Origin of the sequence: Campylobacter sp. IFREMER_LSEM_CL1890 (assembly GCF_025772045.1) — a bacterium.
GTDB classification, from domain to species: domain Bacteria; phylum Campylobacterota; class Campylobacteria; order Campylobacterales; family Campylobacteraceae; genus Campylobacter_D; species Campylobacter_D lari_D.
Genome location: NZ_JAKMRK010000005.1, coordinates 75676 through 100918, shown reverse-complemented (window position 1 = coordinate 100918; position 25243 = coordinate 75676). Strand labels below are relative to the sequence as shown.

At 28.7% G+C, this 25243-nt stretch carries 31 protein-coding genes and 1 tRNA gene; 24 read left to right on the top strand and 8 right to left on the bottom strand.

Going from position 1 to position 25243, the window contains the following annotated elements; all coding sequences use genetic code 11:
* The first annotated feature begins 1 nt into the window (after position 1).
* Complete coding sequence (locus L8W57_RS03920) at positions 2–289, top strand: YggT family protein (protein ID WP_012661430.1); 288 nt, start codon at positions 2–4, stop codon at positions 287–289.
* A complete protein-coding gene (locus L8W57_RS03915) occupies positions 290–1927 on the top strand; it encodes a lytic transglycosylase domain-containing protein (protein WP_133318929.1) in 1638 nt (545 codons plus the stop codon).
* Here the strand turns inward: L8W57_RS03915 and L8W57_RS03910 are convergent.
* Entirely contained in the window at positions 1815–2309 is a 495-nt protein-coding gene (locus tag L8W57_RS03910; RefSeq protein WP_133318928.1) for a hypothetical protein, read from the bottom strand. The genes L8W57_RS03915 and L8W57_RS03910 overlap by 113 nt on opposite strands.
* An 87-nt stretch (positions 2310–2396) precedes the next feature.
* Between L8W57_RS03910 and mobB the strand changes: the two genes are divergently transcribed.
* From mobB to L8W57_RS03880, 6 genes are all read left to right on the top strand, one after another.
* The gene (mobB, locus tag L8W57_RS03905; RefSeq protein ID WP_133318927.1) at positions 2397–2876 is read left to right on the top strand and encodes a molybdopterin-guanine dinucleotide biosynthesis protein B; all 480 of its coding nucleotides are present in this window, start codon (positions 2397–2399) and stop codon (positions 2874–2876) included.
* 9 nt (positions 2877–2885) lie between these two features.
* Positions 2886–3734 carry a class 1 fructose-bisphosphatase gene (locus tag L8W57_RS03900; RefSeq protein ID WP_133318926.1) on the top strand — a complete coding sequence of 283 codons (849 nt, stop codon included), beginning with the start codon at positions 2886–2888 and terminating at the stop codon, positions 3732–3734.
* Positions 3734–3928 (top strand): hypothetical protein, encoded by a 195-nt coding sequence (locus L8W57_RS03895; protein ID WP_133318925.1) that lies wholly within the window; start codon positions 3734–3736, stop codon positions 3926–3928. Before L8W57_RS03900 ends, L8W57_RS03895 begins: the two co-directional genes overlap by 1 nt.
* Positions 3929–3940: 12 nt before the next feature.
* Positions 3941–5827: a methionine--tRNA ligase gene (metG, locus tag L8W57_RS03890; protein ID WP_133318924.1), complete on the top strand. Its 1887-nt coding sequence runs from the start codon at positions 3941–3943 to the stop codon at positions 5825–5827.
* Positions 5828–6769: a hypothetical protein gene (locus L8W57_RS03885; RefSeq protein WP_263662033.1), complete on the top strand. Its 942-nt coding sequence runs from the start codon at positions 5828–5830 to the stop codon at positions 6767–6769. It begins immediately after the preceding gene.
* Between the two features lie 61 nt (positions 6770–6830).
* Positions 6831–7574, top strand: a complete 744-nt coding sequence (locus L8W57_RS03880; protein WP_133318922.1) for a substrate-binding domain-containing protein — start codon at positions 6831–6833, stop codon at positions 7572–7574.
* Between the two features lie 42 nt (positions 7575–7616).
* On the opposite strand, the gene L8W57_RS03875 is transcribed toward L8W57_RS03880, so the two are convergent.
* Both L8W57_RS03875 and queC read right to left on the bottom strand, forming a co-directional pair.
* The gene (locus L8W57_RS03875) at positions 7617–8189 is read right to left on the bottom strand and encodes a YceI family protein (protein WP_133318921.1); all 573 of its coding nucleotides are present in this window, start codon (positions 8187–8189) and stop codon (positions 7617–7619) included.
* Positions 8190–8251: 62 nt separating this feature from the next.
* The gene (gene queC / locus L8W57_RS03870) at positions 8252–8917 is read right to left on the bottom strand and encodes a 7-cyano-7-deazaguanine synthase QueC (RefSeq protein WP_133318920.1); all 666 of its coding nucleotides are present in this window, start codon (positions 8915–8917) and stop codon (positions 8252–8254) included.
* 53 nt (positions 8918–8970) lie between these two features.
* Here queC and ybeY point away from each other — a divergent pair, with 53 nt between their 5' ends.
* Entirely contained in the window at positions 8971–9381 is a 411-nt protein-coding gene (gene ybeY, locus L8W57_RS03865; protein ID WP_133318919.1) for an rRNA maturation RNase YbeY, read from the top strand.
* A gap of 295 nt (positions 9382–9676) precedes the next feature.
* On the opposite strand, the gene L8W57_RS03860 is transcribed toward ybeY, so the two are convergent.
* The gene (locus L8W57_RS03860; protein ID WP_133318918.1) at positions 9677–10087 is read right to left on the bottom strand and encodes a PepSY-like domain-containing protein; all 411 of its coding nucleotides are present in this window, start codon (positions 10085–10087) and stop codon (positions 9677–9679) included.
* Between the two features lie 113 nt (positions 10088–10200).
* On the opposite strand from L8W57_RS03860, the gene L8W57_RS03855 reads away from it, so the two are divergent.
* Both L8W57_RS03855 and L8W57_RS03850 read left to right on the top strand, forming a co-directional pair.
* On the top strand, positions 10201–10731 hold the full coding sequence (locus L8W57_RS03855; RefSeq protein ID WP_133318917.1) for a rhomboid family intramembrane serine protease: 531 nt from the start codon (positions 10201–10203) through the stop codon (positions 10729–10731).
* Positions 10728–11219 (top strand): SixA phosphatase family protein, encoded by a 492-nt coding sequence (locus L8W57_RS03850; RefSeq protein WP_133318916.1) that lies wholly within the window; start codon positions 10728–10730, stop codon positions 11217–11219. The genes L8W57_RS03855 and L8W57_RS03850 overlap by 4 nt, the downstream gene beginning before the upstream one ends.
* A gap of 420 nt (positions 11220–11639) precedes the next feature.
* Here the strand turns inward: L8W57_RS03850 and L8W57_RS03845 are convergent, their stop codons facing one another.
* Positions 11640–11840 carry a molybdenum cofactor biosynthesis protein gene (locus L8W57_RS03845; protein WP_133318915.1) on the bottom strand — a complete coding sequence of 67 codons (201 nt, stop codon included), beginning with the start codon at positions 11838–11840 and terminating at the stop codon, positions 11640–11642.
* 93 nt (positions 11841–11933) lie between these two features.
* Between L8W57_RS03845 and L8W57_RS03840 the strand changes: the two genes are divergently transcribed.
* Both L8W57_RS03840 and L8W57_RS03835 read left to right on the top strand, forming a co-directional pair.
* Positions 11934–12617, top strand: a complete 684-nt coding sequence (locus L8W57_RS03840; RefSeq protein WP_263662031.1) for an aspartate/glutamate racemase family protein — start codon at positions 11934–11936, stop codon at positions 12615–12617.
* The gene (locus L8W57_RS03835) at positions 12617–13684 is read left to right on the top strand and encodes a tyrosine-type recombinase/integrase (RefSeq protein ID WP_133318980.1); all 1068 of its coding nucleotides are present in this window, start codon (positions 12617–12619) and stop codon (positions 13682–13684) included. Before L8W57_RS03840 ends, L8W57_RS03835 begins: the two co-directional genes overlap by 1 nt.
* 34 nt (positions 13685–13718) lie before the next feature.
* On the opposite strand, the gene L8W57_RS03830 is transcribed toward L8W57_RS03835, so the two are convergent.
* Entirely contained in the window at positions 13719–14576 is an 858-nt protein-coding gene (locus L8W57_RS03830; protein WP_263662030.1) for a DMT family transporter, read from the bottom strand.
* An 84-nt stretch (positions 14577–14660) separates the two neighbouring features.
* Here L8W57_RS03830 and murA point away from each other — a divergent pair, with 84 nt between their 5' ends.
* Both murA and L8W57_RS03820 read left to right on the top strand, forming a co-directional pair.
* Complete coding sequence (murA, locus tag L8W57_RS03825) at positions 14661–15917, top strand: UDP-N-acetylglucosamine 1-carboxyvinyltransferase (RefSeq protein ID WP_047208267.1); 1257 nt, start codon at positions 14661–14663, stop codon at positions 15915–15917.
* Positions 15914–17074, top strand: a complete 1161-nt coding sequence (locus L8W57_RS03820; RefSeq protein ID WP_263662029.1) for a molybdopterin molybdotransferase MoeA — start codon at positions 15914–15916, stop codon at positions 17072–17074. Before murA ends, L8W57_RS03820 begins: the two co-directional genes overlap by 4 nt.
* Positions 17075–17104: 30 nt before the next feature.
* Here the strand turns inward: L8W57_RS03820 and L8W57_RS03815 are convergent, their stop codons facing one another.
* Positions 17105–17401: an invasion antigen C gene (locus tag L8W57_RS03815; RefSeq protein ID WP_039668370.1), complete on the bottom strand. Its 297-nt coding sequence runs from the start codon at positions 17399–17401 to the stop codon at positions 17105–17107.
* A gap of 110 nt (positions 17402–17511) precedes the next feature.
* On the opposite strand from L8W57_RS03815, the gene L8W57_RS03810 reads away from it, so the two are divergent.
* The 9 genes from L8W57_RS03810 (at position 17512) to L8W57_RS03770 (ending at position 24628) form a co-directional block, all read left to right on the top strand.
* Positions 17512–17586: transfer RNA gene (locus L8W57_RS03810), tRNA-Gly, on the top strand.
* A 72-nt stretch (positions 17587–17658) separates the two neighbouring features.
* On the top strand, positions 17659–18327 hold the full coding sequence (gene flgA, locus L8W57_RS03805) for a flagellar basal body P-ring formation chaperone FlgA (RefSeq protein ID WP_263662028.1): 669 nt from the start codon (positions 17659–17661) through the stop codon (positions 18325–18327).
* Positions 18324–18902 carry a UbiX family flavin prenyltransferase gene (locus tag L8W57_RS03800; protein WP_133318909.1) on the top strand — a complete coding sequence of 193 codons (579 nt, stop codon included), beginning with the start codon at positions 18324–18326 and terminating at the stop codon, positions 18900–18902. The genes flgA and L8W57_RS03800 overlap by 4 nt, the downstream gene beginning before the upstream one ends.
* The gene (gene coaD, locus L8W57_RS03795) at positions 18902–19381 is read left to right on the top strand and encodes a pantetheine-phosphate adenylyltransferase (RefSeq protein WP_263662027.1); all 480 of its coding nucleotides are present in this window, start codon (positions 18902–18904) and stop codon (positions 19379–19381) included. The genes L8W57_RS03800 and coaD overlap by 1 nt, the downstream gene beginning before the upstream one ends.
* The gene (gene tmk, locus L8W57_RS03790) at positions 19372–19956 is read left to right on the top strand and encodes a dTMP kinase (RefSeq protein ID WP_133318908.1); all 585 of its coding nucleotides are present in this window, start codon (positions 19372–19374) and stop codon (positions 19954–19956) included. The genes coaD and tmk overlap by 10 nt, the downstream gene beginning before the upstream one ends.
* Positions 19949–21175, top strand: a complete 1227-nt coding sequence (gene hisS / locus L8W57_RS03785; RefSeq protein ID WP_133318907.1) for a histidine--tRNA ligase — start codon at positions 19949–19951, stop codon at positions 21173–21175. The genes tmk and hisS overlap by 8 nt, the downstream gene beginning before the upstream one ends.
* Positions 21172–23001, top strand: a complete 1830-nt coding sequence (gene speA / locus L8W57_RS03780) for a biosynthetic arginine decarboxylase (RefSeq protein ID WP_263662025.1) — start codon at positions 21172–21174, stop codon at positions 22999–23001. The genes hisS and speA overlap by 4 nt, the downstream gene beginning before the upstream one ends.
* Positions 22998–23600: a serine O-acetyltransferase gene (gene cysE / locus L8W57_RS03775; protein ID WP_133318905.1), complete on the top strand. Its 603-nt coding sequence runs from the start codon at positions 22998–23000 to the stop codon at positions 23598–23600. Before speA ends, cysE begins: the two co-directional genes overlap by 4 nt.
* Positions 23597–24628, top strand: a complete 1032-nt coding sequence (locus tag L8W57_RS03770; RefSeq protein ID WP_133318904.1) for a UDP-N-acetylglucosamine--N-acetylmuramyl-(pentapeptide) pyrophosphoryl-undecaprenol N-acetylglucosamine transferase — start codon at positions 23597–23599, stop codon at positions 24626–24628. Before cysE ends, L8W57_RS03770 begins: the two co-directional genes overlap by 4 nt.
* On the opposite strand, the gene L8W57_RS03765 is transcribed toward L8W57_RS03770, so the two are convergent.
* Positions 24621–25238: a YggS family pyridoxal phosphate-dependent enzyme gene (locus L8W57_RS03765; protein WP_133318903.1), complete on the bottom strand. Its 618-nt coding sequence runs from the start codon at positions 25236–25238 to the stop codon at positions 24621–24623. The two genes, L8W57_RS03770 and L8W57_RS03765, sit on opposite strands and share 8 nt — an antisense overlap.
* Positions 25239–25243 lie beyond the last annotated feature (5 nt).

Here is a 25243-nt window from a genome sequence, read left to right as displayed (position 1 = left end):
AATGGGAGTTGGAACAAGTTTGATTGTATCTTTGGTGCAAATTTTTTCTTTAGTTATTGAAATTTATGTATGGATTATAATCATTGCAGCATTGATTTCTTGGGTAAGGCCTGATCCATATAATCCTATAGTGCAAATTTTATATCGTTTAACTAATCCTGCTTATGCTTTTGTAAGAAGGTTTATTCCTACTACTATAGGGAGTATTGATTTAGCACCTTTGATTATTATTTTAGGATTAAAATTTATCCAAATATTTTTATCAAATTTAATTTTAGGAAGTTTATAAGTGTTGAAAAAAAGTGTAGTGTTACTTTTAGCTGGAGTGGTTTTTGCAAATAGTGCAATGTATTCTTATAAAGAATTAGAGCAAAGACCAAATTCTTTAGCTAAGGATTATTATTTATATCGTTTATTAGAAAAAAATGAATTTAAAAAAGAAGAAGTTGAAGGTTTAAAAGAACATATTTATCGTTATGCAGGGCGTATTAAAAATGCCATTGAAGCCATTATTCCGCCTTTGGGGTATAATAAAGAATATGAAGCTTGTTATAAATTTAATACGCAAAATATCTTAGATGCTAATGCTACTTGTCAGCTTATAAGATTAAATAGTTTAACTTTTATACAAGATCTTAATGCTTCAGTGCGTAATGAGATGAAAAAAAATATCCCACAGGATAATCCAAATTTAACAAAACTTTTAGAAGCTTTTGATGCTAAAGATCCTCTAAGTTATGCGGTTTTAAATTATGATAGTGCTAATTTTTATAAAATCTATAATTTCTTAAAAGATAAAAAAGATTTTTTCTTAGAAAAAGATTTTGTAAATGAATTAGCTAAAGAAAAAGAATTTACAAATTTTGTAAAAGAAATTATCATTAAGAAAAAAAGTCCATTGATAAGAAAATCTCTAGTCAATGTAGATGCAAATTTAACTTTTCAAGATAATGCTTTTTATCTAGGTGTAAATGCTATTTTAGAAAATGACGATAAAAAAGCATTGGAATTTTTTCAAGTAGCAAAAGATACTTTTAAAAGCAAACCTTTAGTAGATAATGCAAATTTTTGGCTATATTTGATCACTCAAGATAAAAAGTACATTGATGAGCTTGCTCAAAGTGATTCTTTAAATATTTATAGTCTTTATGCAAGAGAGTTAAAAGGCTTGCCTTTACCTAAAATAGAAGAATTAAAGCCAAAAAAACAAAAAAATGATTTTGATATGAAAGATCCTTTTGCTTGGCAAAAGCTCGCAAAAGAAATTGCAAAAGGTACTCCTAATGAGCTAGAAAAACTTGCAAAAGATTTTTATACCAAGGAAAATATCGCTATTTATGCCTATATTAAAGAAAGGGCCGAAGGTTTTAAAAAACATTATTTTATTATGCCTTATTTTGAATATTTAAAAGATTATTCCACGCAAAGAAAAGCTATGATTTTAGCTTTAGCTAGACAAGAAAGTCGTTTTATACCAACAGCCATTTCAACTTCTTATGCTTTGGGTATTATGCAATTTATCCCATTTTTAGCTAATCATATAGGCAATAAAGAACTGCAAATTCCAAATTTTGATCAAGACATGCTTTTTGAACCAAAAACAGCTTATACTTTTGCAAATCATCATTTAGATTATTTAGAATCTAAACTTAATTCCCCGGTTTTTGTGGCTTATGCTTATAATGGAGGTATAGGATTTACCACTAGAATGCTCAAAAGAGAAGATATGTTTAGAGCGGGAAAATATGAGCCATTTTTATCAATGGAGCTTGTTCCTTATGCAGAAAGCAGGGTATATGCTAAGAAAGTTTTAGCTAATTATGTTGTTTATTTGCATCTTCTGAACGATAATACACCGATTTCGAAATTTTTTGAAACTTTAGCTCAAAACACTGATTCTCAAAACACAAATCAAGTTTTAAAATAGGTTTTTGCACTAATTCATTAAGAGTGATTTTGTAATAACTTGCATAATCACTCTTAATGATATATTTAAATAATTTATCATTTTGATCTAAGGTTTTTATATTAGTTTTTTCTCCATCTATGAGTATTGAAATTTGCTCTTGCTTGATGTTGATATTTGGCAAAAAACTAAGTACAAAAACTTCTTTTTGACTTTTTTCATCTAATACAGGGTTTAAATAGCTCAATAAAGCAACTACTCTATTATCTTTATAATTAAAATTAATTTTTTGTGCATACATTAGAGTTTGGCTTTTTAAATTAATTTCACTTTGCTCTTGGGTTTTATTAGAGCATGCGGTAAAAATAAGTGTTAAAAAAATAATCATATAAACTTTTTTCATATTTTTGTTCCTAATTTTTTTATAATTATAAGCTTTTAACTTTTAAAAAGATATAATTTCATTTATTTTATTTGATTTAAGGAAGTTATGAAAAGATTAGCAATGGCTTTTAGCGGGCCTTCCAATTCAGGTAAAACGACTTTGATTACTCAAGTTGCTAAGTATTTTATGGAACAAAATTATAAAGTATGCATTATAAAACACGATCCAAAAGATAAAGCAAGCTTTGATATAGCAAAAAAAGATAGTTTTAAATTTTTTCAAAGTGGTGCTGATGTAATGGTTTTAAGTCCTACAAGGACAACTTTATTTACACATTCTCCAAGTACTTTAGATGAAGCTATTTCTAAGCTAGGAGAATTTGATTTTTTACTTATAGAGGGCTTAAAAACCTTAGATATGCCAAGAATTAGCGTTTTTTGTAAAGAAGTAGATGAGAGCTATTTTGCTTATTCTAAGGCTATTGCAAGCTATGAGAAAATTGAAAATAAAAATTTAACTTGGCTTTATTTGGATGATTTGGAAAGTATTTGTGATTTTATATTAAAAAATTCAAAAAAAGTATAGAGGTAAAATATGCAAGAATTAATTGACGATATACAAAAAGCAGTGATTGAAATTTCAAAAGAACTTAGATATTTAAAAGATTTTGATTATACCACTTCTCAAAATGCCACAGGAGATAATCAATTAAAACTTGATGTAAAAAGCGATGAGATTATCACTAGAATTTTAAAGCAAAGCAAAGGTTTAAAAAGCTTAATTAGCGAGGAAAAACAAGAGCAATTGCTAATCAATGAAAATGAAAAATATGTTGTTGCTTATGATCCTTTAGATGGTTCTTCTTTAGTAGATGTGAATTTTGCTATAGGTTCTATTTTTGCTATTTATGAGCAAAAGGCTAGTGCAAAAAATCTAAAAGCAGCAATTTATGCTATTTATGGCGTGCGTTTAGAGCTTATAGTGTGTATAGACACTCCTAAGCTTTATAGATTAAACGAAAAAGATGAATTTGTTTTTGTTAAGGATTTAAAATTAAACGAAAAAGGCAAATTAAATGCAAGCGGTGGGACACAAAAAAATTGGTCAAATACTCATAGAGCCTTTATAAAAGCTTTATTTGATGAGGGTTATCGCTTGAGATATTCTGGTGCTATGGTGAGTGATTTGCACCAAATTTTACTCAAAGGTGGAGGGTTGTTTTCATATCCTGCAACAAGCGATGCACCAAATGGAAAATTAAGAGCATATTTTGAGGTGTTTCCTTTTGCTTTTATTTTTGAAAAAGCAGGAGGATTTTCTACCAATGGAGAAAATGATTCTTTACTTGATTTAGAATTTGAAAAAATTCATGCAAGTACGCCATGCTTTTTGGGTTCTAAATATGAAATTGAAAAACTAAAACAAGCTTATAAAGGTTTTTAATGGCTGAAGTTAAAGATGAATTTGAGTTGGCTTTAGAAGTTAAAAAAAATGAACTTCAAGCTTGTCAAAACGAAAAAAAAATAAAATCTTGTTTACCTTGCTCTATGATTTTTGAGTGCTCTTTAAGAAAAGAGTATATAGAAGCAGTTTATAAGAGTATGTCTAAAGGTAAAGAAGGTGGATTTGATTTTTAATAAAGGTTGAAAATGCGTTATATTACTACCCCGATATATTATGTAAATGATGTGGCTCATATTGGTCATGCTTACACTACGATTATAGCAGATACTTTGGCTAGATTTTATCGCTTACAAGGAGAAAAAACATTCTTTTTAACAGGCACAGATGAACATGGTCAAAAAATAGAGCAAGCTGCTAGCGTTAGAAATTTTACTCCTAAAGAATATGCAGATGAAATTAGTGCTAAGTTTAAAAAACTTTGGGATGAGTTTGAGATTTCTTATGATTATTTCATTAGAACTACGGATGAAAATCACAAATTAAGCGTTCAAAAAGCATTTAAAAAAATGTATGATAAAGGTGATATTTACAAAGGCACTTATGAAGGCTTTTATTGTGTTTCTTGTGAGAGTTATTTTACTCAAACTCAACTTATAAATGAGTGTCATTGTCCAGATTGTGGTAAGAAAACACAGCTTTTAAAAGAAGAAAGTTATTTTTTCAAGCTTTCTAAATATCAAGATCAAATTCTTAAATGGTACAAAGAAAAAGAGCCGATTTTACCCAAAAATAAGGCTAATGAGTTGATTTATTTTGTAGAAGGTGGCTTAAAAGATCTTTCCATTACAAGAACGAGTTTTGAATGGGGTATAAAGCTTCCAAAAGAACTAAATGATGAAAAACATGTGGTGTATGTTTGGCTTGATGCTTTGATGAATTATGTGAGTGCTTTGGGCTATGGACTTGATGATGAAAATATGGATCTTTGGCCTGCTTATATACACTTTGTAGGCAAAGATATTTTGCGTTTTCATGCAGTGTATTGGCCTGCGTTTTTGATGAGTTTAGAACTTCCTTTACCTAAATTTATAGCAGCACATGGTTGGTGGACTAAAGATGGTGAAAAAATGAGCAAATCTAAAGGTAATGTAGTAGCGCCTAAAGAAGTAGCAGATACTTTTGGTTTAGAGGCTTTTAGATATTTTTTACTCAGAGAAGTTCCTTTTGGTAATGATGGAGATTTTTCGCAAAAAGCATTAATCACTAGAATCAATGCAGAATTAAGCAATGAGCTTGGAAATTTATTAAATAGAATTATCGGTATGAGTGCTAAGTATTCTCAAAATATTATTGAGTGTAAAGATGTGAATTTGTATTTTAATCAAGAATTAAATGAATGCAAAGAGTATTTAGATAATGCAATCAATGCTTTGGAAAATATCCAGCCAAATCGCTATTTAGAGGAACTTTTCAAGGCTTTATCTTTAGCAAATTTAAGTATTAGTAAATATGAGCCTTGGAAATTGATTAAAAATAATCAAACGCAAAAAGCTAATGCTTTAGTGGCTTTATGTGCTAATATTTTAACAAAAGCAACTATTTTACTTTCAGCTGCTATGCCAAAGATAGCATTAAAAATTGCAAAGGCTTTAAATTTTGAAATATCAAACGAAAATTATCAAAAACTAATTTTAAATAATCAATTATGTGATTTAAAATCAAGTGCATGTGAAGCTTTGTTTCCAAAAGTTGAATTAACCCAAGAAAACAAAAAAGAAGAAAAATTAGAAGAGAAGCCAAATTTAGCTCAAATTAAAATAGATGATTTTAAAAAAATCGAAATCAAAGTAGCATTAGTAAAAGATTGTCAGAATATAGAAGGCAGTGAAAAGCTTTTAAAATTTCAACTTGAACTTGAAAATGGCGAACTAAGACAAGTGCTTTCAGGTATTGCTAAATTTTATAAAGCTAGTGAGTTAATAGGCAAGCAAGTTTGCGTAATTACAAATCTAAAAAAAGCTAAAATTTTTGGTCATGAAAGCCAAGGTATGATTTTAAGTGCTCAAAAAGATGGAAAATTAGTTTTGATAAGCCCGCAAGGCTTTATCGAAAATGGAGCTTTAATAGGCTAGATGAATATTTCTAACTTTATCGAACTTATTAATGCTCGAGTTTTAAATTATGGAGCAACTTCTAGTGTTTATGATTTTAGTATAGATTTAAACAAAGTCAAACAAGCAAGTGTTTTTTTTGCTAAAAATAATGAACAAGCAAGCTTTGCTATAAAACTTGGTGCTTATGTTATAGTAAGTGAGGAAAGATTAAAACTTGAAGATAAAGATGTGTTTTATCTTCAAGTTGATGATTTAGAAGCAACTATTTTTAGACTTTTTAGATTTTTAAGTGAAGAAAAATCTTATGAATTTATATATTGCAATCATGTAGAATTAAAATTTGCAAAGGCATTTAATTTTAAAGTCTTAAACTCAAATATTTTATTAGATTTTGATCTTTTGAAAAATTCAAAAGAAAAAACTTTCTTTTGCTCTGATGATGAAAAATTTATTTTAAAACTTAAATCAAATTTTCATACTTTAAAAGCATGTAAATACGAAATTTTAGGCTCTAAATCTTTATTTCAAACGAGTTTGCTTTGTAAAAATTTGTATTTTAAAGATTTAAAATTTGCATTTTTTTATGCAGATATTTTTGCTAGATTTATTGATTTTGCTGAAAAGCAAAATCTATCTTTTAATTTTAATGAAAAAAAGTTAGATCTTTTTAAGGCATATTTTTTAAACTCAAAAAATGAAATTTGTGCTTTTGGTGGAAGTTCTAGAGTAATTTTACTTGTGGAAAATGAAAAAGATTTTGAATTTATATGCCAAAAACTCCAAGGCGTTAAAGATTTCAAAATAGCATTAAAAAATTCATTATTTTGTGATTTTTCTTATATAAATTTGAGTGAATTAAAGAATTTTTTTGATTTTAAATATTGCCTAATCAAAGAAAGCGAAGAAGAGTTTTTGGAATATTTTTTAGCACAAGAGAAAAAAATTAGTTTATTTGATTAAAAAAATATCAACTTTAAAAAGATATATTTACGATTTTATTTTATTAATTTAAGGAAAAAATATGAAAAAATTTTTATTTTTAAGTTTATTTGCTGCAGCTGCATTAAATGCTGAAATTTTAGTTTATGGTCCAGGTGGTCCTGCTCCTGTTTTGAAAGAGCTTGCTAAGCAATTTGAAGAAAAACATGGAGAAAAAGTTATTATTAATGCAGGACCAACACCTAAATGGATAAAAAAAGCAAAAACAGATGCTGATATTATTTATTCAGGTAATACTTCTATGATGGATGGTTTTGTTAAAGCAATGCCAAAACAAATCAAAATAGAAGATGTTCAAGTTTTAAATGCTAGAGGCTCGGGTATGATTGTAAGAGCAAATAATCCAAAAAAAATTAAAAAATTTGAAGATCTTTTAAAAGATGGTGTTAATGTTATGGTGGTTGATGGAGCAGGGCAGGTTGGCTTATATGAGGATATGGCTTTAAAAACAGGAAAAATTGAAAACCTAGAAAAATTAAGAAAAAACATTAAAGTATATGCTAAAAATTCAAAAGCAGCGGTTGATGAGTGGAAAAATAATCAAAATATCGATGCTTTAATCATTTGGACACATTGGATTAAAGCAGTTGGAGAGAAAGAAAATAAATTTATTTTAGCGGATAAAAATTCAATCATTTACAGAGCAGCTGAAATAGTTCCAACGCAAAAAGGTTTAAAAAATCCAAAAGTAGCTGAATTCATCAAATTTACACAAAGTAAAGAAGCTCAAAAAATTTGGAAAAAAGAAGGTTGGGTAGCTAAATAAAAATCAAAAGCATTTTACAAAAAGTAAAATGCTTTTATAGTATTATTTTTCGTTGATTTCTGCTTCGATGCTAATTTGTACTTCATCGCTAAGTGTTAAGCTAGAAGTATCAGGAGCAAATTTGAAATCACTTCTTTTAATTTGTCCTTGTAGAGTAAAACCTGCTTTTTCTTTGCCACTATCTGTTTTAATAACACCGCCAATTTCAGTATCTAAAACAACATCTTTGCTTACTCCAGCAATACTTAATGAGCCATACATTTTACCTTTTTCATTAGAGATTTTTTCATATTTACTCATAGTAAAAGTAATGTTTGGATGAGTTTTTGCTTTAAAAAAATCATCTTGTTGTAAATGTGCATCTCTTGCTTTATTTTCTGTGTTTATAGAAGCAACTTTTATATTTGCTTGAAGTTTGTTAAATTCAAATTTAGCACTATCAAAATCAATTACTGCATCATAATCTTTAAAATTTCCATTTACATTGCTAATTTGTAAATGTTTGATTTTAAAAGCTACATTTGTGTGTGCTTTATCTAAGCTAAATTCTTTACTCAAAGCACTACTTGCCAAAATCGAAGCAGCTAAAAATGAACCAAATAATATTTTTTTCATGTTTTCTCCTTAATGTTTAAAAAAGCAAATTATACAAACTAAAATAAAATGAAAGTAAATTTTTAAACATATTCTATAAAATCTTTTACATTAGCCTCTTTAAAGCCTTTTAGTCTTAATAAACAACTATCACATTTACCACAAGCTTTATCTCCTCTTTCATAGCAAGACCAAGTATATTCTAAGGCTACCTTTTCTTTTAGGGCTAATTCAACTATTTGTCCTTTACTTAGATGAACTAATGGGGTTTTTATTTGTACTTTGCAAGTTTTTGTTGTACCTTCATTGATAAATTCATTAGCTTTTTGTATAAATTTCGCACTACAATCAGGATAACCACTGCTATCTTCTTGTACCACTCCTATAAAAATACTTTCACAATTTTCCTTTTCAGCTATAGCACCTGCGATAGATAAAAAAATACCATTTCTAAAAGGAACATAGGTGTTTGGGACTTCTTTTTCATGTAGTTTTTCTTTGGGAATTTCTAAATTTAAATCTGTTAGTGAGTTTCCTCCAATATTTGCTATAAATGACACATCTAAAATATATTTTGTTTTTATGTTAAGTTTTTCACAAATTTTATTAAAACATTCCCTTTCTTTAAGCATGGTGCGTTGGTTATAGTCAAAATGTAAAGCAATGATCTCATATCCTTCTTTTTTAGCTAAATATGCACATAAAGTACTATCCATACCACCACTTATAATACAAAGAGCTTTTTTCATGCTTTTCCTTAATTTTGATATAATTTTGAAATTATAAAATCAAAAGGATAATAATGATTTTTTGTGAAGAAGAAATGGATATTTCTTTTCTTGAAAAAATAGCACAGAAAATGAGCGATCAAAATATAGAGCTTGTTTTGGTAAATGAAAGAGTTATGCGTGAGATTAATTTTAGTCAAAGAGGTATAGATAAAACTACAGATGTGTTATCTTTTCCTTTGATGCAAAATTGTGAAAATTTACTTGGTAGCATTGTGATAAATTTAGATGAAGTAAGTAAAAAAGCAATGGAGTATAAACACAGTAATGAAGAAGAGATGGCATTACTTTTTATACATGCTATGCTTCATTTACAAGGATATGATCATGAGGTAGATCAAGGACAAATGAGACAAAAAGAACAAGAATGGATTGAATATTTTAAACTACCAAAAAGCCTGATAGTAAGAGTGCAAGAGGAGTAAATATTTAAAAAATTTTAGCTTATGTGTGAGTTATATACCTATAATGAAAATACATTTATACTAAATATTTTAGGAAAAATTTGATATTTGTTTATCTAATTTGATAAAGAGTAGTACTAATTATGATTTTGTCCAAACAAAGTAAAAGCAATATTTAAGGTGAGAAAATCAATACGGAGCCTATGATAAAGCTCCTTATTCTACCGGAGCAATTGAAATTTTTATAAGTTTTGATAAGGGTTAAAGCCTTTTTTAGAAGAAAATTTAAAACTTGCTTATTTGATCTTAAACAATTTTAATCGTCAAATTTTTGTCTTAAAATAGTCCCATTATCATCAATATAAAGTTTCATTTGATTATTAAGTTCTATTTTGTAATATGAAATTTTTCTTTCTATTTCAATAATCGCTGCATTTGGATAGGTATTTTTAATGGTATTTTGTATTGCTAAAGGCAAAATAGCATAATTTAAAGATCTGAAATTTTCAGCTTCTTTAAATTCTCCATTGAGTGAAAACTCAATTTCACTTCCATCACTTAAATAAATTTCGTAAGAATATCCATCTTGTTCTACTAGACCAATCTCTGCATTAAAGTAATCTTTAATAAATTGTTTGATATTTACCGGCAAAGAATCAGGTGCTATGACTATACCAGCATTAAGAGTATTTAAACTAATCAAAAAAGCTAAAGCTAGTTTTTTCATTTTTAACCTTATTATATTTTTGACGATATTGTATCTTATTAATGTGAATTTTATGTGTAAGCTAGAATTTAAATAGCTTTTTGTTATAATTATCAAAAATACAAAGTAGGGCAATGGTAGCTTCATTTTTAATCGCTTTTAATGTTATTGTATTTATTTTTGTAAATTATCTTTATTTTGGTTCTTTAAATTTAGATACTATTTTGGGTTTAAATTTATTTTTTTTTCAAGGATTTTATTGGCAAATTTTAAGCTCAATATTTATGCATGGAAATTGGCCTCATTTGATTTTAAATATGATAGTGCTTTTTCAATTTGGTTCTATGCTTGAAAAATACTTAAAAAGTTTTAAATTTGCTCTGCTTTATTTAATCGGTGGAATTCTTTGCTCTTTGCTTAGTGCTTTTTATGTGTATTTAAGTTTTGATGGCAGTTTTGTAAATGTAGTGGGTGCAAGTGGTGCTATATGTGTTTTAATGGGGTATTATGCATATTTGGATAAAACCGCCACCAAAGGACTTATCGTGGCTATATTATTAATGAGTTTTGTGCCTATTTTTATGGGTGTTAATATAGCTTGGTATGCACATATTTTTGGCTTTATATGTGGATATGCTTTGGGTAAATTTAAGGTTATAAGATGAAATATATCTATTTTATTCGTCATGCTAAAGCTCAAAAAGAAAATTACGATCAAGATTTACAACGAGAACTTAGTTCTAGTGGAAAAGATGATTTAAAAACTATGATTTATAGGATTAAGGATTTAGAATTTAAAGCCCAAAGCATTATCTCAAGTCCTGCTAAGCGTTGTATAAAAACAGCACAAAAACTCTGTAAAAGCTTTTCTTTAAAAGAAAAAGATATCAAGATAGAAAAAAGCTTTTATGATGGTAATTTAAAGGATGTGTTAAATTTTATAAAAGAATCAAAAGAGAGTAGGGTAGTGCTAATTATGCACAATCCTTTATTGCAAGAACTTTGTGAGTATCTAGCTCATATAGATTTAGAAAACTTTCCAACTTCTGCTATTTTATGTATGCAATTTGATATAAAAGAATTTAAAGATATAAAAGAACACAGTGGGGAAGTTGTGTTTTTTGATTATCCTAAAAGTCAAGAAAATAACTAATCTACATTTTTAAACTTCAAATTTATTTAAGCAAAAATATAAACTAAAATTTAGTTGAAATAAAAAATATACATCTTTAGTCTTTTATAACTGCATAAAATAACTTATAATATTTTTCAAAAAATTATACTTATTTTTTTATGGATAAATTATTTTCATCCAAAAAATAAAATGCTTTAAATACTATATTATAGGTATTTTTAAATATATTTTACTTATGTATAAACAGATAAATATAAAAGTTTGAAAATTATAGTTTTCAATACAAAATATATATAATTTCAATATTTTACTATTTATCATATAATTTTACATATATATTAAGTTTAAATTAAAATATTTTTATAGACTAAAAAAGTTAAAATGATGAGTAAAAAAAGAAATTAATACAAAAGTTTAACTTGTGTGGAGTTTTTGATTTTATTTGGATTTTTGAATTAATCTTGAAAGTTGTTTTGCTAAAAGTTTAGCACTATTTTCATTTTTGCTAAGTTTTTTCATATTTTCTCTAAATTCGTAAAGTCTTTTTTCTTGTGCAAAGTCGTTATTTAAAGTATTATCTTGTTTTGAAATATTGTTTTGTTTTACTTGCTTTTGCGCGGTTTTTTTCTTAAAAAACATATCATCACCCTATTTTGTTTTTATAATTATAGCTTGATATTTTTTAAGTAAGATTTTTTTATAATTTTTATATTAATTTTAAAAGGAAAAAAATTGAAAACCATAGGTTTAATAGGCGGAATGAGTTATGAAAGCACACTTAGTTATTATGAAATTATCAATAAATTAACAAATGAAAAATTAGGAAAATTACATAGTGCCAAGATAGTTTTAACTAGCGTTGATTTTGAAGAAATAGAAGAATGTCAACGAAAGAATGATTGGCAAAAAGCAAGTGAAATTTTAACCCAACATGCCCTACTTTTGCAAAAAAGTGGAGTTGATTTTATATTAATTTGCACTAATACTATGCATAAATGTTATGAAAATATACAAAAAAACATTCAAATTCCTATCTTACATATAGCCAAAGCTATGCTTTTAGAACTTCAAGAGCAAAATATCGATAAAGTATTGTTATTGGGGACAAAATACACTATGCAAGAAGATTTTTATAAACAACTTTTAATTAACTCAAAGATTGAAGTTTTTATTCCCAAAAATGATGATATTTTAAAGCTTAATGACATTATTTTTAATGAACTTTGCAAAGGTATTATAAATGAAAAATCAAAAAGATATTTATGTGATTTGATTGCTCAATTTCCGGAGATTCAAGGAGTGATTTTGGGTTGTACTGAACTTGGTTTGATTATAAAAGAAAGCCCTAAAAAGCTATTTGATAGTGCATATATTCATGCAAAAATGGCTACTTTGAAAGCTTTGGAGAATGAGTGATGAAATATCCTCTAGATTGTGAAGAAAATTTTGAAAAGTCATTTTTATTTTGGCTTTGTAGATATGTGAAATTTAAACTAAATTCTTTATCAAATAAAGAATTAAAAGACCCCCAAGCCTTGGCTGTAGTAAATTTAGCCTTAAGTAAGGGTGTTAAAAATATACAAGAGCTTGATGCTTATGTAAAAAAAGCAAGAAATGCAGGACTTAGCGGTGTAAATACATATTTTAATCCTTTGAAAAAACTTTATGAGTATTTGTTATTTTATAAGCTTTATTCGCTAAAACAAATCGATGAAGAGCTTTTAGTAGAAATTTTAGCAAGTATTAGTGCTTCTTTGTCTGATGCGAGTAAGAAAAACTACCGCATAGCTGTGATTAATTTTTTTGCATTTTTAGATAAACAAAATGAAGAAGATCAAAAAGCACATATTTTTGATATCAACCTTAAAAATTGGGCAGGTGTAAGTGGCTCTAAAGGAGTTAAGCTACCTGAGTATATGAGTGAAGATGAAGTGAGTAAATTTTTAGATGCTATTGATAATACAGATTTTAAAAGTAATACCATACGCAATCGCTTGATTATTAAAATCATCATTTTTACAGGAATTAGGGTTAGTGAAGCTATTAATATAAAATTAAAAGATATTAGTGAAGAAAATGATCTTTATATTATACGCATTAGAGCTAAAGGTAATAAATACCGCGTTGTGATGATTAAAAAAGAGCTTATAGAACATCTTTTAAAAGATGTAAGGATAAATTATCTTTCTTATGATGGACTTTTATTTGTTAATCGCAATGGCAAAGCCCTAACCCAAGCTTATGTTTCGCGTATAGTAGAACAAATTTTATTTAAAGCAGGAATTCGCAAGCAAAAAAATGGAGCCCATATGTTAAGACATACTTTTGCTACCCTACTTTATAAAAAACAAAAAGATTTAGTTTTAGTCCAAGAAGCACTAGGGCATGCGAGTTTAAATACTTCAAGAATTTATACGCACTTTGATAATGAAAAGCTAAAATTAGCTGCAGAGGTAGCCAAAAAACTTCACGATAGAACCTAGATAGTTTTATCTAGTATTTTTTAATCACTTATTCTTAGTGTTTTTTGGCATTTAAAAACACACTAAGAATAATCAAAGCAAAAGCAAAAAGATCAATTACGCTATAAATAGTTCCTAAAAATAAAAAACTCATAAAAGCAGCAGCCACAGGTTCTATACAAGCTATCATACTAGCTTTAAAAGCCCCTATTAATTCAACTCCTTTTAAATATAAACAAAAAGCCCCTATTGTACCTATAAATACAATCGCGCTCATAGCCAAAAAGGAATTTAAAGAAAAATCATGTTTTGGGATATTTCCTTGTAATAATACAAAAAGCAAAAAAGAAGCAAATAAACTAGCCAAACCCATGATTAAAAATAAGCCATATTTTGCTATGATAAGTCTAGCACTCAAAGAATAAAATGCCACTCCAAGAGCTCCAAAAAAAGCCCAAATAACACCTCTTATGTCAAGTTTTAATGCATTAATATCCCCATTTGTTATAAGTAAAAATAAGGCAAAAAGTATTAAAAACAAAGCGATTAGCTCTATTTTTTTAGGTAAAATTTTATTTTTAAAACACATAAAAAGCATTATGATTAATGGTGCGTTGTATTGTATCATCGTGGCAGTTCCTGCATCGGTATAATAAATAGCCTTAAAATAACCATATTGAGTTATCAATAAACCAAAGATAGAAAAAATTAAAAGAGAGCTAAGTTCTTCTTTTTGCTTTAGTAATTTTAGTTTGAAATTTTTTACACCCAAAATTATTAAAATAACGCCGGTAAAAAGCAAACGATAAAAACTTACCCATTCAGCAGAATAATGATTTTTAAACAAATACTCAGCCAAAACCCCACTTATGGCCCAAAATATCCCACCAAGTATGACTAGAAAAACTCCCAAAAAACACCTTTAATCTTATTAATTTATATAATATTTGTAGTAAAATATTATTATATCATTATGTATATATTTTAAGGAAAATTGATGACTTATTTAGAGATTGATGGTGTTGAAAAGTTAAATGGAGAAGTGATAATAAGTGGTGCAAAAAACGCTGCACTCCCTTTGATAGCTTCAAGTATTTTAGCTAAAAATGAAGTGCAAATTTCAAATTTACCAAATGTAGCAGATATTTGTACCCTACTTTCTTTGCTTGAAAATTTAGGGGCAAATTATACTTTTAAAGACAATTTTGCAAAAATAAATACAAAACACTTAAATAAAACCATAGCAAAATACGACATCGTGCGTAAAATGCGTGCTTCTATACTTACCTTAGGGCCTTTACTAGCTAGATTTGGAAATTGTGAAGTTTCTTTACCGGGAGGTTGTGCTATAGGCCAACGCCCTATTGATTTACACCTTTTAGCTTTAGAAAAAATGGGAGCTAATATTGAGATTAAACAAGGCTATGTAGTAGCTAGTGGAGGGCTTAAAGGTGCTGATGTGATGTTTGATAAAATCACTGTTACAGGCAGTGAAAATATCATTATGGCAGCAGCCCTAGCTCATGGTAAAACTAGACTTTTAAATGTTGCTAAAGAGCCTGAAGTAGTGCAACTTTGTGAGGTTTTAGCTAGAGCCGGACTTGATATACAAGGCATAGGATCTTCTGAACTTGAAATTTATGGCACAAGTGGAGAACTTTTAGAATTTAAACCTTTTGAAATCATTCCTGATCGTATTGAAGCAGGAACTTATTTGTGTGCAGGAGCTATCACTAACTCAAAAATCACTCTAAAAAAAGTCAATGCAAGCCATCTTAGCGCAGTTTTAGCAAAGCTAGAGCAAATGGGCTTTAGTTTTGATATTAATGAAGATAGTATTAGTATAAATCCTGCTAAAGAAATCAAACCAGTTGAAATTTTAACTAGCGAATACCCAGGCTTTCCAACGGATATGCAAGCACAATTTATGGCTTTAGCTTTAAAAGCAAATGGTACAAGTATTATTGATGAAAGATTATTTGAAAATCGTTTTATGCATGTAAGTGAGCTTTTAAGAATGGGAGCTGATATAAGATTAAACGGGCATATTGCTACTATAAATGGTACTAAAGAGCTTTTGGGAGCTGATGTTATGGCTACTGATTTGCGTGCATCTTCTGCTTTGATTTTAGCGGCTTTAGCAGCTAAAGGCACAAGTAAAATTCATAGAATTTATCATCTTGATAGAGGGTATGAAAATTTAGAAGAAAAATTTAAAAAACTAGGTGCAAGTATAAGAAGGCTTGAAGAATGAGAGATATTTTTGCAACTTTAGATTTTTTAAAAGAACAAATCAAAGCAAAAAATGAATTTCAAAAAGTAAATTTGACACAAGCTTTGGGGTGTATTTTATATGAAGATGTTTTTGTGAAAAAAAACCTACCCGCTTTTGATAATTCTGCCCTAGATGGCTATGCACTAAATTATACACATAAGAATGAATTGCTAAAAATAAAAGGAAGTATTTTAGCAGGCGATAAAAATGATTATATTATAGGAAAAAATGAATGCTATAAAATCATGACAGGAGCTAAAATTCCTCAAAATGCAAATACTATTTTAATGCTTGAAGAAGCTTCGCTTGAAGATGAAAAGCTCAATGCTAAAAATGCTAAAGAAAACAATGCCATCCGCTTTAAAGGCGAGGAAGCAAAGCTTGGAGAACTTTTGTTTAAAAAAGGACAAAAAATCACTTCAGGCATGGTAGCTATGCTCGCTGCTCAAGGAATTTATGAGTTAAATGTTGTTAAGAAATTGCGTATTGGGATTTTTTCAAGTGGAGATGAGCTTGTAGAACCTTGGGAAAATGCTGATGAATACAGCATATATAATGCAAATGCTTTTGGAATTTATGCTATTTTGCAAGATTATGCTGATATTGAGTATTTAGGACTTATAAAAGATGATTTAAATGCATATAAAAAGCTTTTAGAAAATAAAGAATTTGATATGCTTATAAGCAGTGGTGGAGCTAGCGTGGGTGAGGCTGATTTTATCAAACAAGCTTTGCTTGAGTGTGATTTTAGCCCTATTTTTGAAAAAGTCAATGCTAAACTTTGTAAGCATGTAAAACTTTTTAGCAAAAGCGATATGCTTTTTCTAGCCCTACCGGGAAATCCTTTGGCTTCTTTAGTTTCAACGCATATTTTTGCAAAAAATATACTCAATTTACTTTATGGTAAAGAACTTTTGGAATTTGATAAAGCAAGATTGACTAAAGATTTAAATTTCAAAGGCCAAAGAAATGATTTTGCTTTTGGAAAATTAGTCGATGGATATTTTAAACCAAGCGAAGCTAAATTTGGCTCAGGTATGCTAAAACCTTTATGTGAAAACACGCATATTTTAATCACGCAAATTGATGATACAAAATTGGCAAAAGATCAAGAGGTTAAAGTTTTAAAAATTTAATAGGGTATTGCACTACCCTATTTTGAATGATTAACTTCTTGCTTTATCTAAGGTTTTAAAAAGATTATTTAAGATATTTTCTTCATTTTTTTGGTATTTGCTTTGGCGTAATTTCTCCCAAGCATATACACTATAATCTTTAGAAATTGAACCTATATTTAAATCTGTATTACTAAAAGCATTGTTGCTATCTTTTTTATACTCTTTTTCTTCTTTGTCTTTAAGTGCATTAAGTGTAGCTTGAAATTCATCTGAAGATGTGTTTTTTTCTTTGATTTTTGTCATATTGTTTAGGGCTAGCGGACTATTTTTATCATTTACTTGCATGAGTTGCTCCTTTTTTAAAATTTAATAATCACAAGCAAAAAACATTCCTTAATTTTAAAAACTTGACAATAAAATAAAGTTTTGATAAAATCACACTCTACTTTTAAAATGCGGGAATAGCTCAGGGGTAGAGCACAACCTTGCCAAGGTTGGGGTCGCGAGTTCGAATCTCGTTTCCCGCTCCACTTCTTTTAACTAAAATCAAACTTTTTTGATGTATTATACGATTAATATAATTTTTATAAAAGGTCGTTGTATTGTTTTTTAAGCAAATCATTCTAGTTTTATTTTTCTATACTTTTAGTTTTGCTTCAAATTTTGATGAAGTAAAATTAGCTTTGATTAAAGAATTTAAGACAAATTATCCGCAACTAGAAATCATTTCTTTGGATCTTAACACTCAATCAAGTTTGCCTGCTGATTTTAATCAATATATTTTTTTAAAGCTAGGTAATCATAATTTTGATAGAGCCGATGGCTTTATAAAGGCTGAATTTAAAACTCCAGAGCAGTTTAAAAAAAATATATTTTTTAAGTATTTTTTAAAGGCAAAATTAGAAGTTTTGCAAACTACGCGTCCTATTTCGCGTAATGAAAATTTAAGTCCTGCTAGTTTTAAAATTTTAAAAATTCCTTTTGATAAAGCCCCTCAAGGTGTATTAAAAAAAGATGAAATCACAAATTTAATAGCCAAAAGCAATATAAGAGAAAATATGATTTTAAAATATAATATGTTTAAAACCAAAACCCTTATACAAAGAAATGATTCTGTTTATGGTATCATCAAAGATGGGGATTTAAGTATGATGATAGAATTAAAAGCCTTGCAAAGTGGGAATTTAAACCAAAGAATTCGCCTTAAAAATAAAGATGGAAAAGTCGTGCATGGTAAAGTTATTAGTAAAAATTATGTGGAGCTAAAATGAGAAAAATTTTAGTAGGTATTAGCGGGGCTAGTTCTTGCGAGCTTGGCTTTTTATTATTAAAACATTTAAAAGAAAAAGGACAAATTTATGCTATTGTGAGTAAAAATGCAAAAATAAGCTTTATAAAAGAAAATTCCCTTTTGCAAAATATAGACTTTTTGCAACACATAAAAGATAAATTTGAGCTTGAACATGTAAATTTTTTAGATAATGAAGACATTAGTCAATGCGTAGCAAGCGGATCTTTTGGCATAGAAACGACTTTTATCGCACCTTGCTCGATTAACACTTTAGCAAAAATTGCTTGCGGTATAAATGATACTTTACTTACAAGAGCTGCAGGAGTGGCTTTAAAAGAACGCAAAAAGCTCATACTTGGAGTAAGAGAAATGCCCTATTCTACTTTAAATTTAGAACAAATGGCTAAACTTTCTAGCTATGGAGTTATCATCGCTCCTCCTGTAATGGCAAGTTATGCTAAGATTGATAATTTAGAAAAATTATATGAATTTATCATAGGAAAATGGCTTGATTTAGCAAATATCGAGCATAATTTATACCAAAGGTGGCAGTGATGGCTAGTTGTGTGTATCCAGGAACATTTGATCCTATCACTAATGGACATTTAGATGTTATCATTAGAGCTAGCAAGATGTTTGAAGAGGTGGTAGTTGCTATAGCTAAAAGTGAAAGCAAAAAGCCTATGTTTAGTCTAGAGCATAGAGAAAAAATGGTAAAAATTGCTACAAAAGACTTAAAAAATGTTAAAATTACAACTTTTGATAACTTACTAGTAGATCTTGCTAAAAATTTGCAAATAAATATCATTATAAGAGGCTTAAGAGCGGTGAGTGATTTTGAGTATGAATTACAACTTGGCTATGCAAATCACATGCTTTGGAAAGATTTTGAAACTATATATCTTATGCCAAATTTAAAAAATTCTTTTATTTCAAGCTCCATAGTAAGATCAATTTGTGCTCATAATGGTGATGTGAGCAAGCTTGTGCCAAAAGAAATTATATCTTTATTAAAGGAGAGAGATTGTATATAGCTTTTGAAGGGGTTGATTGTGTGGGTAAAAGCACACAGATAGAACTTTTAAAAAAATATTTTCATAATGCATTTTTTACTAAAGAACCAGGTGGAAGTGAGCTTGGAGTGCATTTGAGAAAAATTTTATTAGAAAGCAAAATACATTTTTCTAAAAAAACTGAGCTTTTGCTTTTTTTAGCAGATAGAGCAAATTTAATCGACATGCATTTAGCACAAAATAAAAACAAACTTATCATTTCAGATCGTAGTTTTATTTCTAATATGGCTTATGCAAGATGTGATTTTGATCAAAATATTTTATTTGAGTTAAATTCTTTTGCCACAGGCGGGGTTTTTCCGCAAAAGGTTATATTTTTGCATGGCTCTAAAGAGCTTATTGAACAAAGACTTTCTAAAAAAGATCTAGATAGTATTGAAAAAAGAGGGGTTGAATATTTTTTAAATATACAAAATGCCCTAGAAGAAACTTTAGAGTTTTTAAAAACCAAGATAGATATAAAAATTTTAAAATTAGATGCTTCTTTGAGTATTGAAATTTTACATGAAAAAATTAAGGATTTTATAGATGATTAATGCTTTAAAAGGAATGAAAGATTTACAAGATGATCAAGCTACTCTTTATGAAAAAGTGGTAAAAACTTGTGAAAAAGTAGCTAAAAACTATGGTTTTACTTTTATTAATTGTCCGCATTTAGAACTTACTAAGCTTTTTAAAAGAAGTGTTGGAGAAAGCTCTGATATAGTTGGCAAAGAAATGTATGAATTTGTTGATAAAGCAGGCAATGATGTGTGTTTAAGGCCTGAAGGGACAGCTGGGGTGGTAAGATCATACATAGAAGCTAAAATGGACAAGGCTCAAAGTGTTAAAAGATGGTTTTATCATGGCTCTATGTTTCGCTATGAAAGGCCACAAAAAGGAAGATTGCGTGAATTTCATCAATTTGGAGTAGAAAGCTTTGGCATAGCAAGTGTGTATGAGGATGCGAGCATTATTTTAATGCTAAATGAAATTTTTAAACGCTTAGAAATTCATACAAGCTTGAAAATTAATTCTTTAGGCTGTAAAGAATGTATGGGTGTATATAAAGAAAAACTCATAGATTTTTTAAATTCTAAAGAAGGTTTTTGTGAGGATTGTTTAAGAAGAAAAGACTTAAATCCTATTAGAGTGCTTGATTGCAAAAATGATCATTGTCAAAGTTTAATCGAAAATGCACCAAAACTAAGTGAAAATTTATGCTCATGTTGTAAGAAAGATTATGAAAAATTGCAAAAACTTTTAAAAGAAAATGATGTTGAATTTGAATGTGATGAAAAATTAGTGCGTGGGCTTGATTATTATTCTAAAAGTGCATTTGAGTTTGTTAGCGATGAAATCGGTGCAAAAGCTGCCGTAGCAGGTGGTGGAAGGTATGATAGATTGATTGAATACTTAGATGGTAAAAGTGGTTATGGTGTGGGTTTTGCTATGGGTATAGAAAGGATTATGGCTATTTTAGAACAAAAACAAAGCATAAAATCAAGAGAAGGAATTTATCTTTGTGCCATGGATGAAGCTTATATAGATACTATTTTTAAATTAGCAAATACTTTAAGAAAAAAACATAAGGTATATTTAAGCTATGAAGCAAAAAAACTTGCAAAGCATTTAAACCAAGCAGATAATGCTAATGCTGAAATCTTTTTGTGTATAGGCGAAGATGAAATGCAAAAAGAAGAGATTTTTTATAAAAATTTAGAAAATAAAGATACTAAAAATATAAAATTAGTAAATTTGGAGAATGAGTTATGATTGATTATGGTATTAATATTTGGGGTGCAAATAATTTTATCATTGAAAATGGCAAAGTATGTGTAAATCATGGTAAAAAACCTGCTATTATAGATATAGTAAATACTTTGCGCGATGATGGTTATAAGGGGCCATTGTTGCTTCGTTTTCCTCATTTAATCCATAAGCAAATTGAGCAAATTTATAATAAATTTGCTAAAGCGAAAAAAGAATTTAACTATAAAGGTTCTTTTAACGCTGTATATCCTTTAAAAGTCAATCAATATCCAGGTTTTGTAAAAAATTTAGTTAATCTAGGTAAAGAATACAACTATGGCTTAGAGGCAGGAAGTAAGGCCGAGCTTTTACTAGCTATGGCTTATAATAATGAAAGTGCTCCTATAACAGTTAATGGCTTTAAAGATAAAGAACTCATAAATATGGGCTTTATAGCGTGTGAAATGGGTTATAATATCACTTTAACTATGGAAGGACTTAATGAGCTTGAAGCAATGATTGAAATTGCTAAAAATCGTTTTAAGCCAAAGCCAAATATAGGTTTAAGAGTGCGTTTGCATTCAGCTGGAGTAGGAATTTGGGCAAAAAGTGGTGGTATAAATTCAAAATTTGGTTTAACATCCACTGAGCTTATTGAAGCGGTAAATCTTTTAAAAGCTAATAAACTTTTAGAGCAATTTACTATGATACATTTTCATTTAGGCTCACAAATTACTGAAATTCATCCTTTGAAAAAAGCTCTAAATGAAGCGGGTAATATCTACACCGAGCTTAGAAAAATGGGGGCAAAAAATTTAAAAGCTATTAATCTTGGTGGAGGTTTAGCGGTAGAATACTCTCAGTTTAAAAACGAAACAAGCAGAAATTACACCTTAAGTGAGTATGCAAACGATGTTGTGTTTATTTTAAAAGGTATTGCAGAACAAAAAAAAGATTTAGAGCCTGATATTTTTATAGAAAGTGGGCGTTTTGTAGCAGCTAATCATGCTGTTTTAGTAGCGCCTGTTTTAGAGCTTTTTTCTCAAGAATACACAGAAAGCAAGCTTTTATTAAAAGATAAAAACCCAAAACTTATTGATGAACTTTATGATTTGTATAAAAACATTAAAGCTTCTAATGCACTTGAGTATTTACATGATAGCATTGATCATATGGAGAGTATTTTAACCTTGTTTGATTTGGGTTATGTGGATTTACAAGATCGCTCTAATAGTGAAATTTTAGTACATTTGATTATGAGAAAAGCTATTTCTTTGGTGGGTGATCAAGCTGATTTATCGAGTTTGCAAAATGAAGTGCAAGAAAAATATTTAGTGAATTTTTCAGTATTTCAGTCTTTACCTGATTTTTGGGGTTTAGAGCAAAATTTCCCTATCATGCCACTTGATAGACTCAATAAAAAGCCAACTAGAAGTGCAAGTATATGGGATATAACTTGTGATAGCGATGGGGAAATTTCTTATTCGAAAGATAATCCTTTGTTTTTACATGATATTGATGTAGAAGCTGAAGATTATTTTTTAGGATTTTTCCTAGTGGGAGCTTATCAAGAAGTGCTTGGTATGAAGCATAATCTTTTTACACATCCAACCGAAGCTTGTATAAGTATTAATGAAAAGGGTTTTGAAGTAGAAAGCGTGCTAGAGGCTCAATCTATTTTAGATACCTTAGAAGATCTTGATTATGATGTGCATGCAATTATGGACAATATTAATGAAAAAATTTATGCTTCAAAACTTGTAAATGAAAATCAAAAAAAACATATTTTGGGTGAAATTTATTTATTTTTAAATGATAATGGATACTTAAAAAGTATAGGTTCTAAATGAGTATTTTTAAACTAATCAAAGAAGATTTTTCTATGCCAAAACAAAAAGATCCTGCATATAGATCTTGGGTGGAATTAGTTTTTAACTATCCTGGTGTTTGGGCTGTGGTAAATTATCGTTTTGCGCATTTTTTTTATATCAAAAATTATAAACGCATAGCAAGAATGATTAGTGGAATTTCTCAGTTTTTAACAGGGGTTGATTTGCATCCTGGAGCTACGCTAGGTAGAAGGATATTCATAGATCATGCAATAGGTGTGGTAGTAGGTGAAACAGCTATAATTGGTAATGATGTGATTATCTATCAAGGAGTAACCTTAGGTGGCACAAGTTTAGATAAAAATACCAAAAGACATCCTACTATAGAAGATGGTGTGATCATAGGCTCTGGGGCTAAAATTTTAGGTAATATTACCATAGGTAAAAATGCAAAAATAGGTTCAAATGCAGTTGTATTAAAAGATGTTGGGGCAAATTTAACAGCTATTGGTATACCTGCTTATATTAAAGAATTTCAAATAAGCCAAAAAGAGAGAATTCAAAAACTAGAGGAAAGAATTAAATTTTTAGAAGAAAAACTAAATAAAGAGGACAAATGATAGCAATTACAGGTGGAGGCACGGGAGGGCATTTGGCTATAGCTAGATGTTTATTGCAAAGCGCAAGAAAACAAGGCATAGAATGTATTTACATAGGAAGTGAAAATGGCCAAGATAGACTTTGGTTTGAAAATGAAAATGGTTTTTATAAAAAATATTTTCTAAGCTCTCAAGGCGTTGTTAATAAAAAAGGCTTAGCTAAAGTTCAATCATTTTTACATATTTTAAAACTTGCAAGAAAAACAAAACAAATTTTAAAAGAACATAATATTAAAGCAGTTTTTAGTGTGGGTGGATATAGCAGTGCTCCAGGCGCTTTTGGTGCTTTAATGGCAAATACTCCACTTTTAATCCATGAACAAAATTCAAAAATAGGAAGTTTAAATTCACTTTTAAAGCCTTTTTCTAAAGCTTTTTTTACTGCTTTTGATGATCAAATTAACAAAGCAAATACTTTCTTTTGTCCTTATCCTATCAGCGAGATTTTTTCTCAAAAAGCAAGAGTGAGAAAAGAATTAAAAAATATTATTTTTCTTGGTGGCTCTCAAGGGGCTAAATTTATTAATGACCTTGCTTTAGAAAATGCTTTATACTTTAAAGAAAAAGGCATAAATATCATTCATCAATGTGGTAAGAATGATTATGAAAGATGTAAAAAAGCTTATGAGGATTTAAATGTCAAAGTAGAGCTTTTTGACTTTGATAAAAACATTATGGATAAAATTTCTAAAGCAGATTTAGCTATATCAAGATCAGGCGCAAGCAGTCTTTTTGAGCTTAGTGCAAATTTACTTCCTTGTATTTTTATTCCTTATCCATATGCGGCTAAAAATCATCAGTATTTTAATGCTTTGTATTTAAAAGAGCGTAATTTATGTGAAATTTTAACCCAAGAAGAAAAACATCAATTTTTAAATTTGGTAGAAAATTTCTCACTAGAAGAAAAATCTTTAGCCTTGCAAGGATTAAAAAGTGAAAATGGCGCAGATTTTATGATAGAAAAAGCAAAACAAATGGGGTTTATTTAAATAAAATACTCCCCAAACGCACCATATTTGAACCACATTTTATAGCTAGTTCAAAATCCCCACTCATACCCATGGAGCAAATTTTTGCCCCGTGTTTTTGTAAAATTTCATAGATTTTAAAAGTTTGCTCAAAGCTTTCTTGAACTTTTTCCTCATCCATAGAGCCTATACACATAATGCCTGTAAGGTTTAAATTTTTACACTCTTCTTGTATTTGTAAATATTCTTCTATGGCCTTATTTTGCTCTATACCACTTTTAGAACTTTCATTAGCAGTATTGATTTCTAATAAAGTATCTAATTTATAATCAAGTCTTTTATCTACGGCTTTGGCGATTTTTAAGCCATTGCAAGATTGCCAAAGTAATGGGTTTTGTTTGATTAAAAGATTGATTTTGTTACTTTGAAGATTGCCTATAAAATGCCATTTGATTTCTAAATCTTGAAGTTTTTCTTTTTTTAAAGCTAAAGCTTGGACTTGATTTTCTCCAAACTCTATAACACCTTGCTTAAAAAGCTCTCGAATTTGTTCATCTTGAACATACTTGCTAGCTGCTACTAAACGCACATTTTGTTTTATGGTTTTTTCAAAAATACTTTCTAAATTCATCTTTT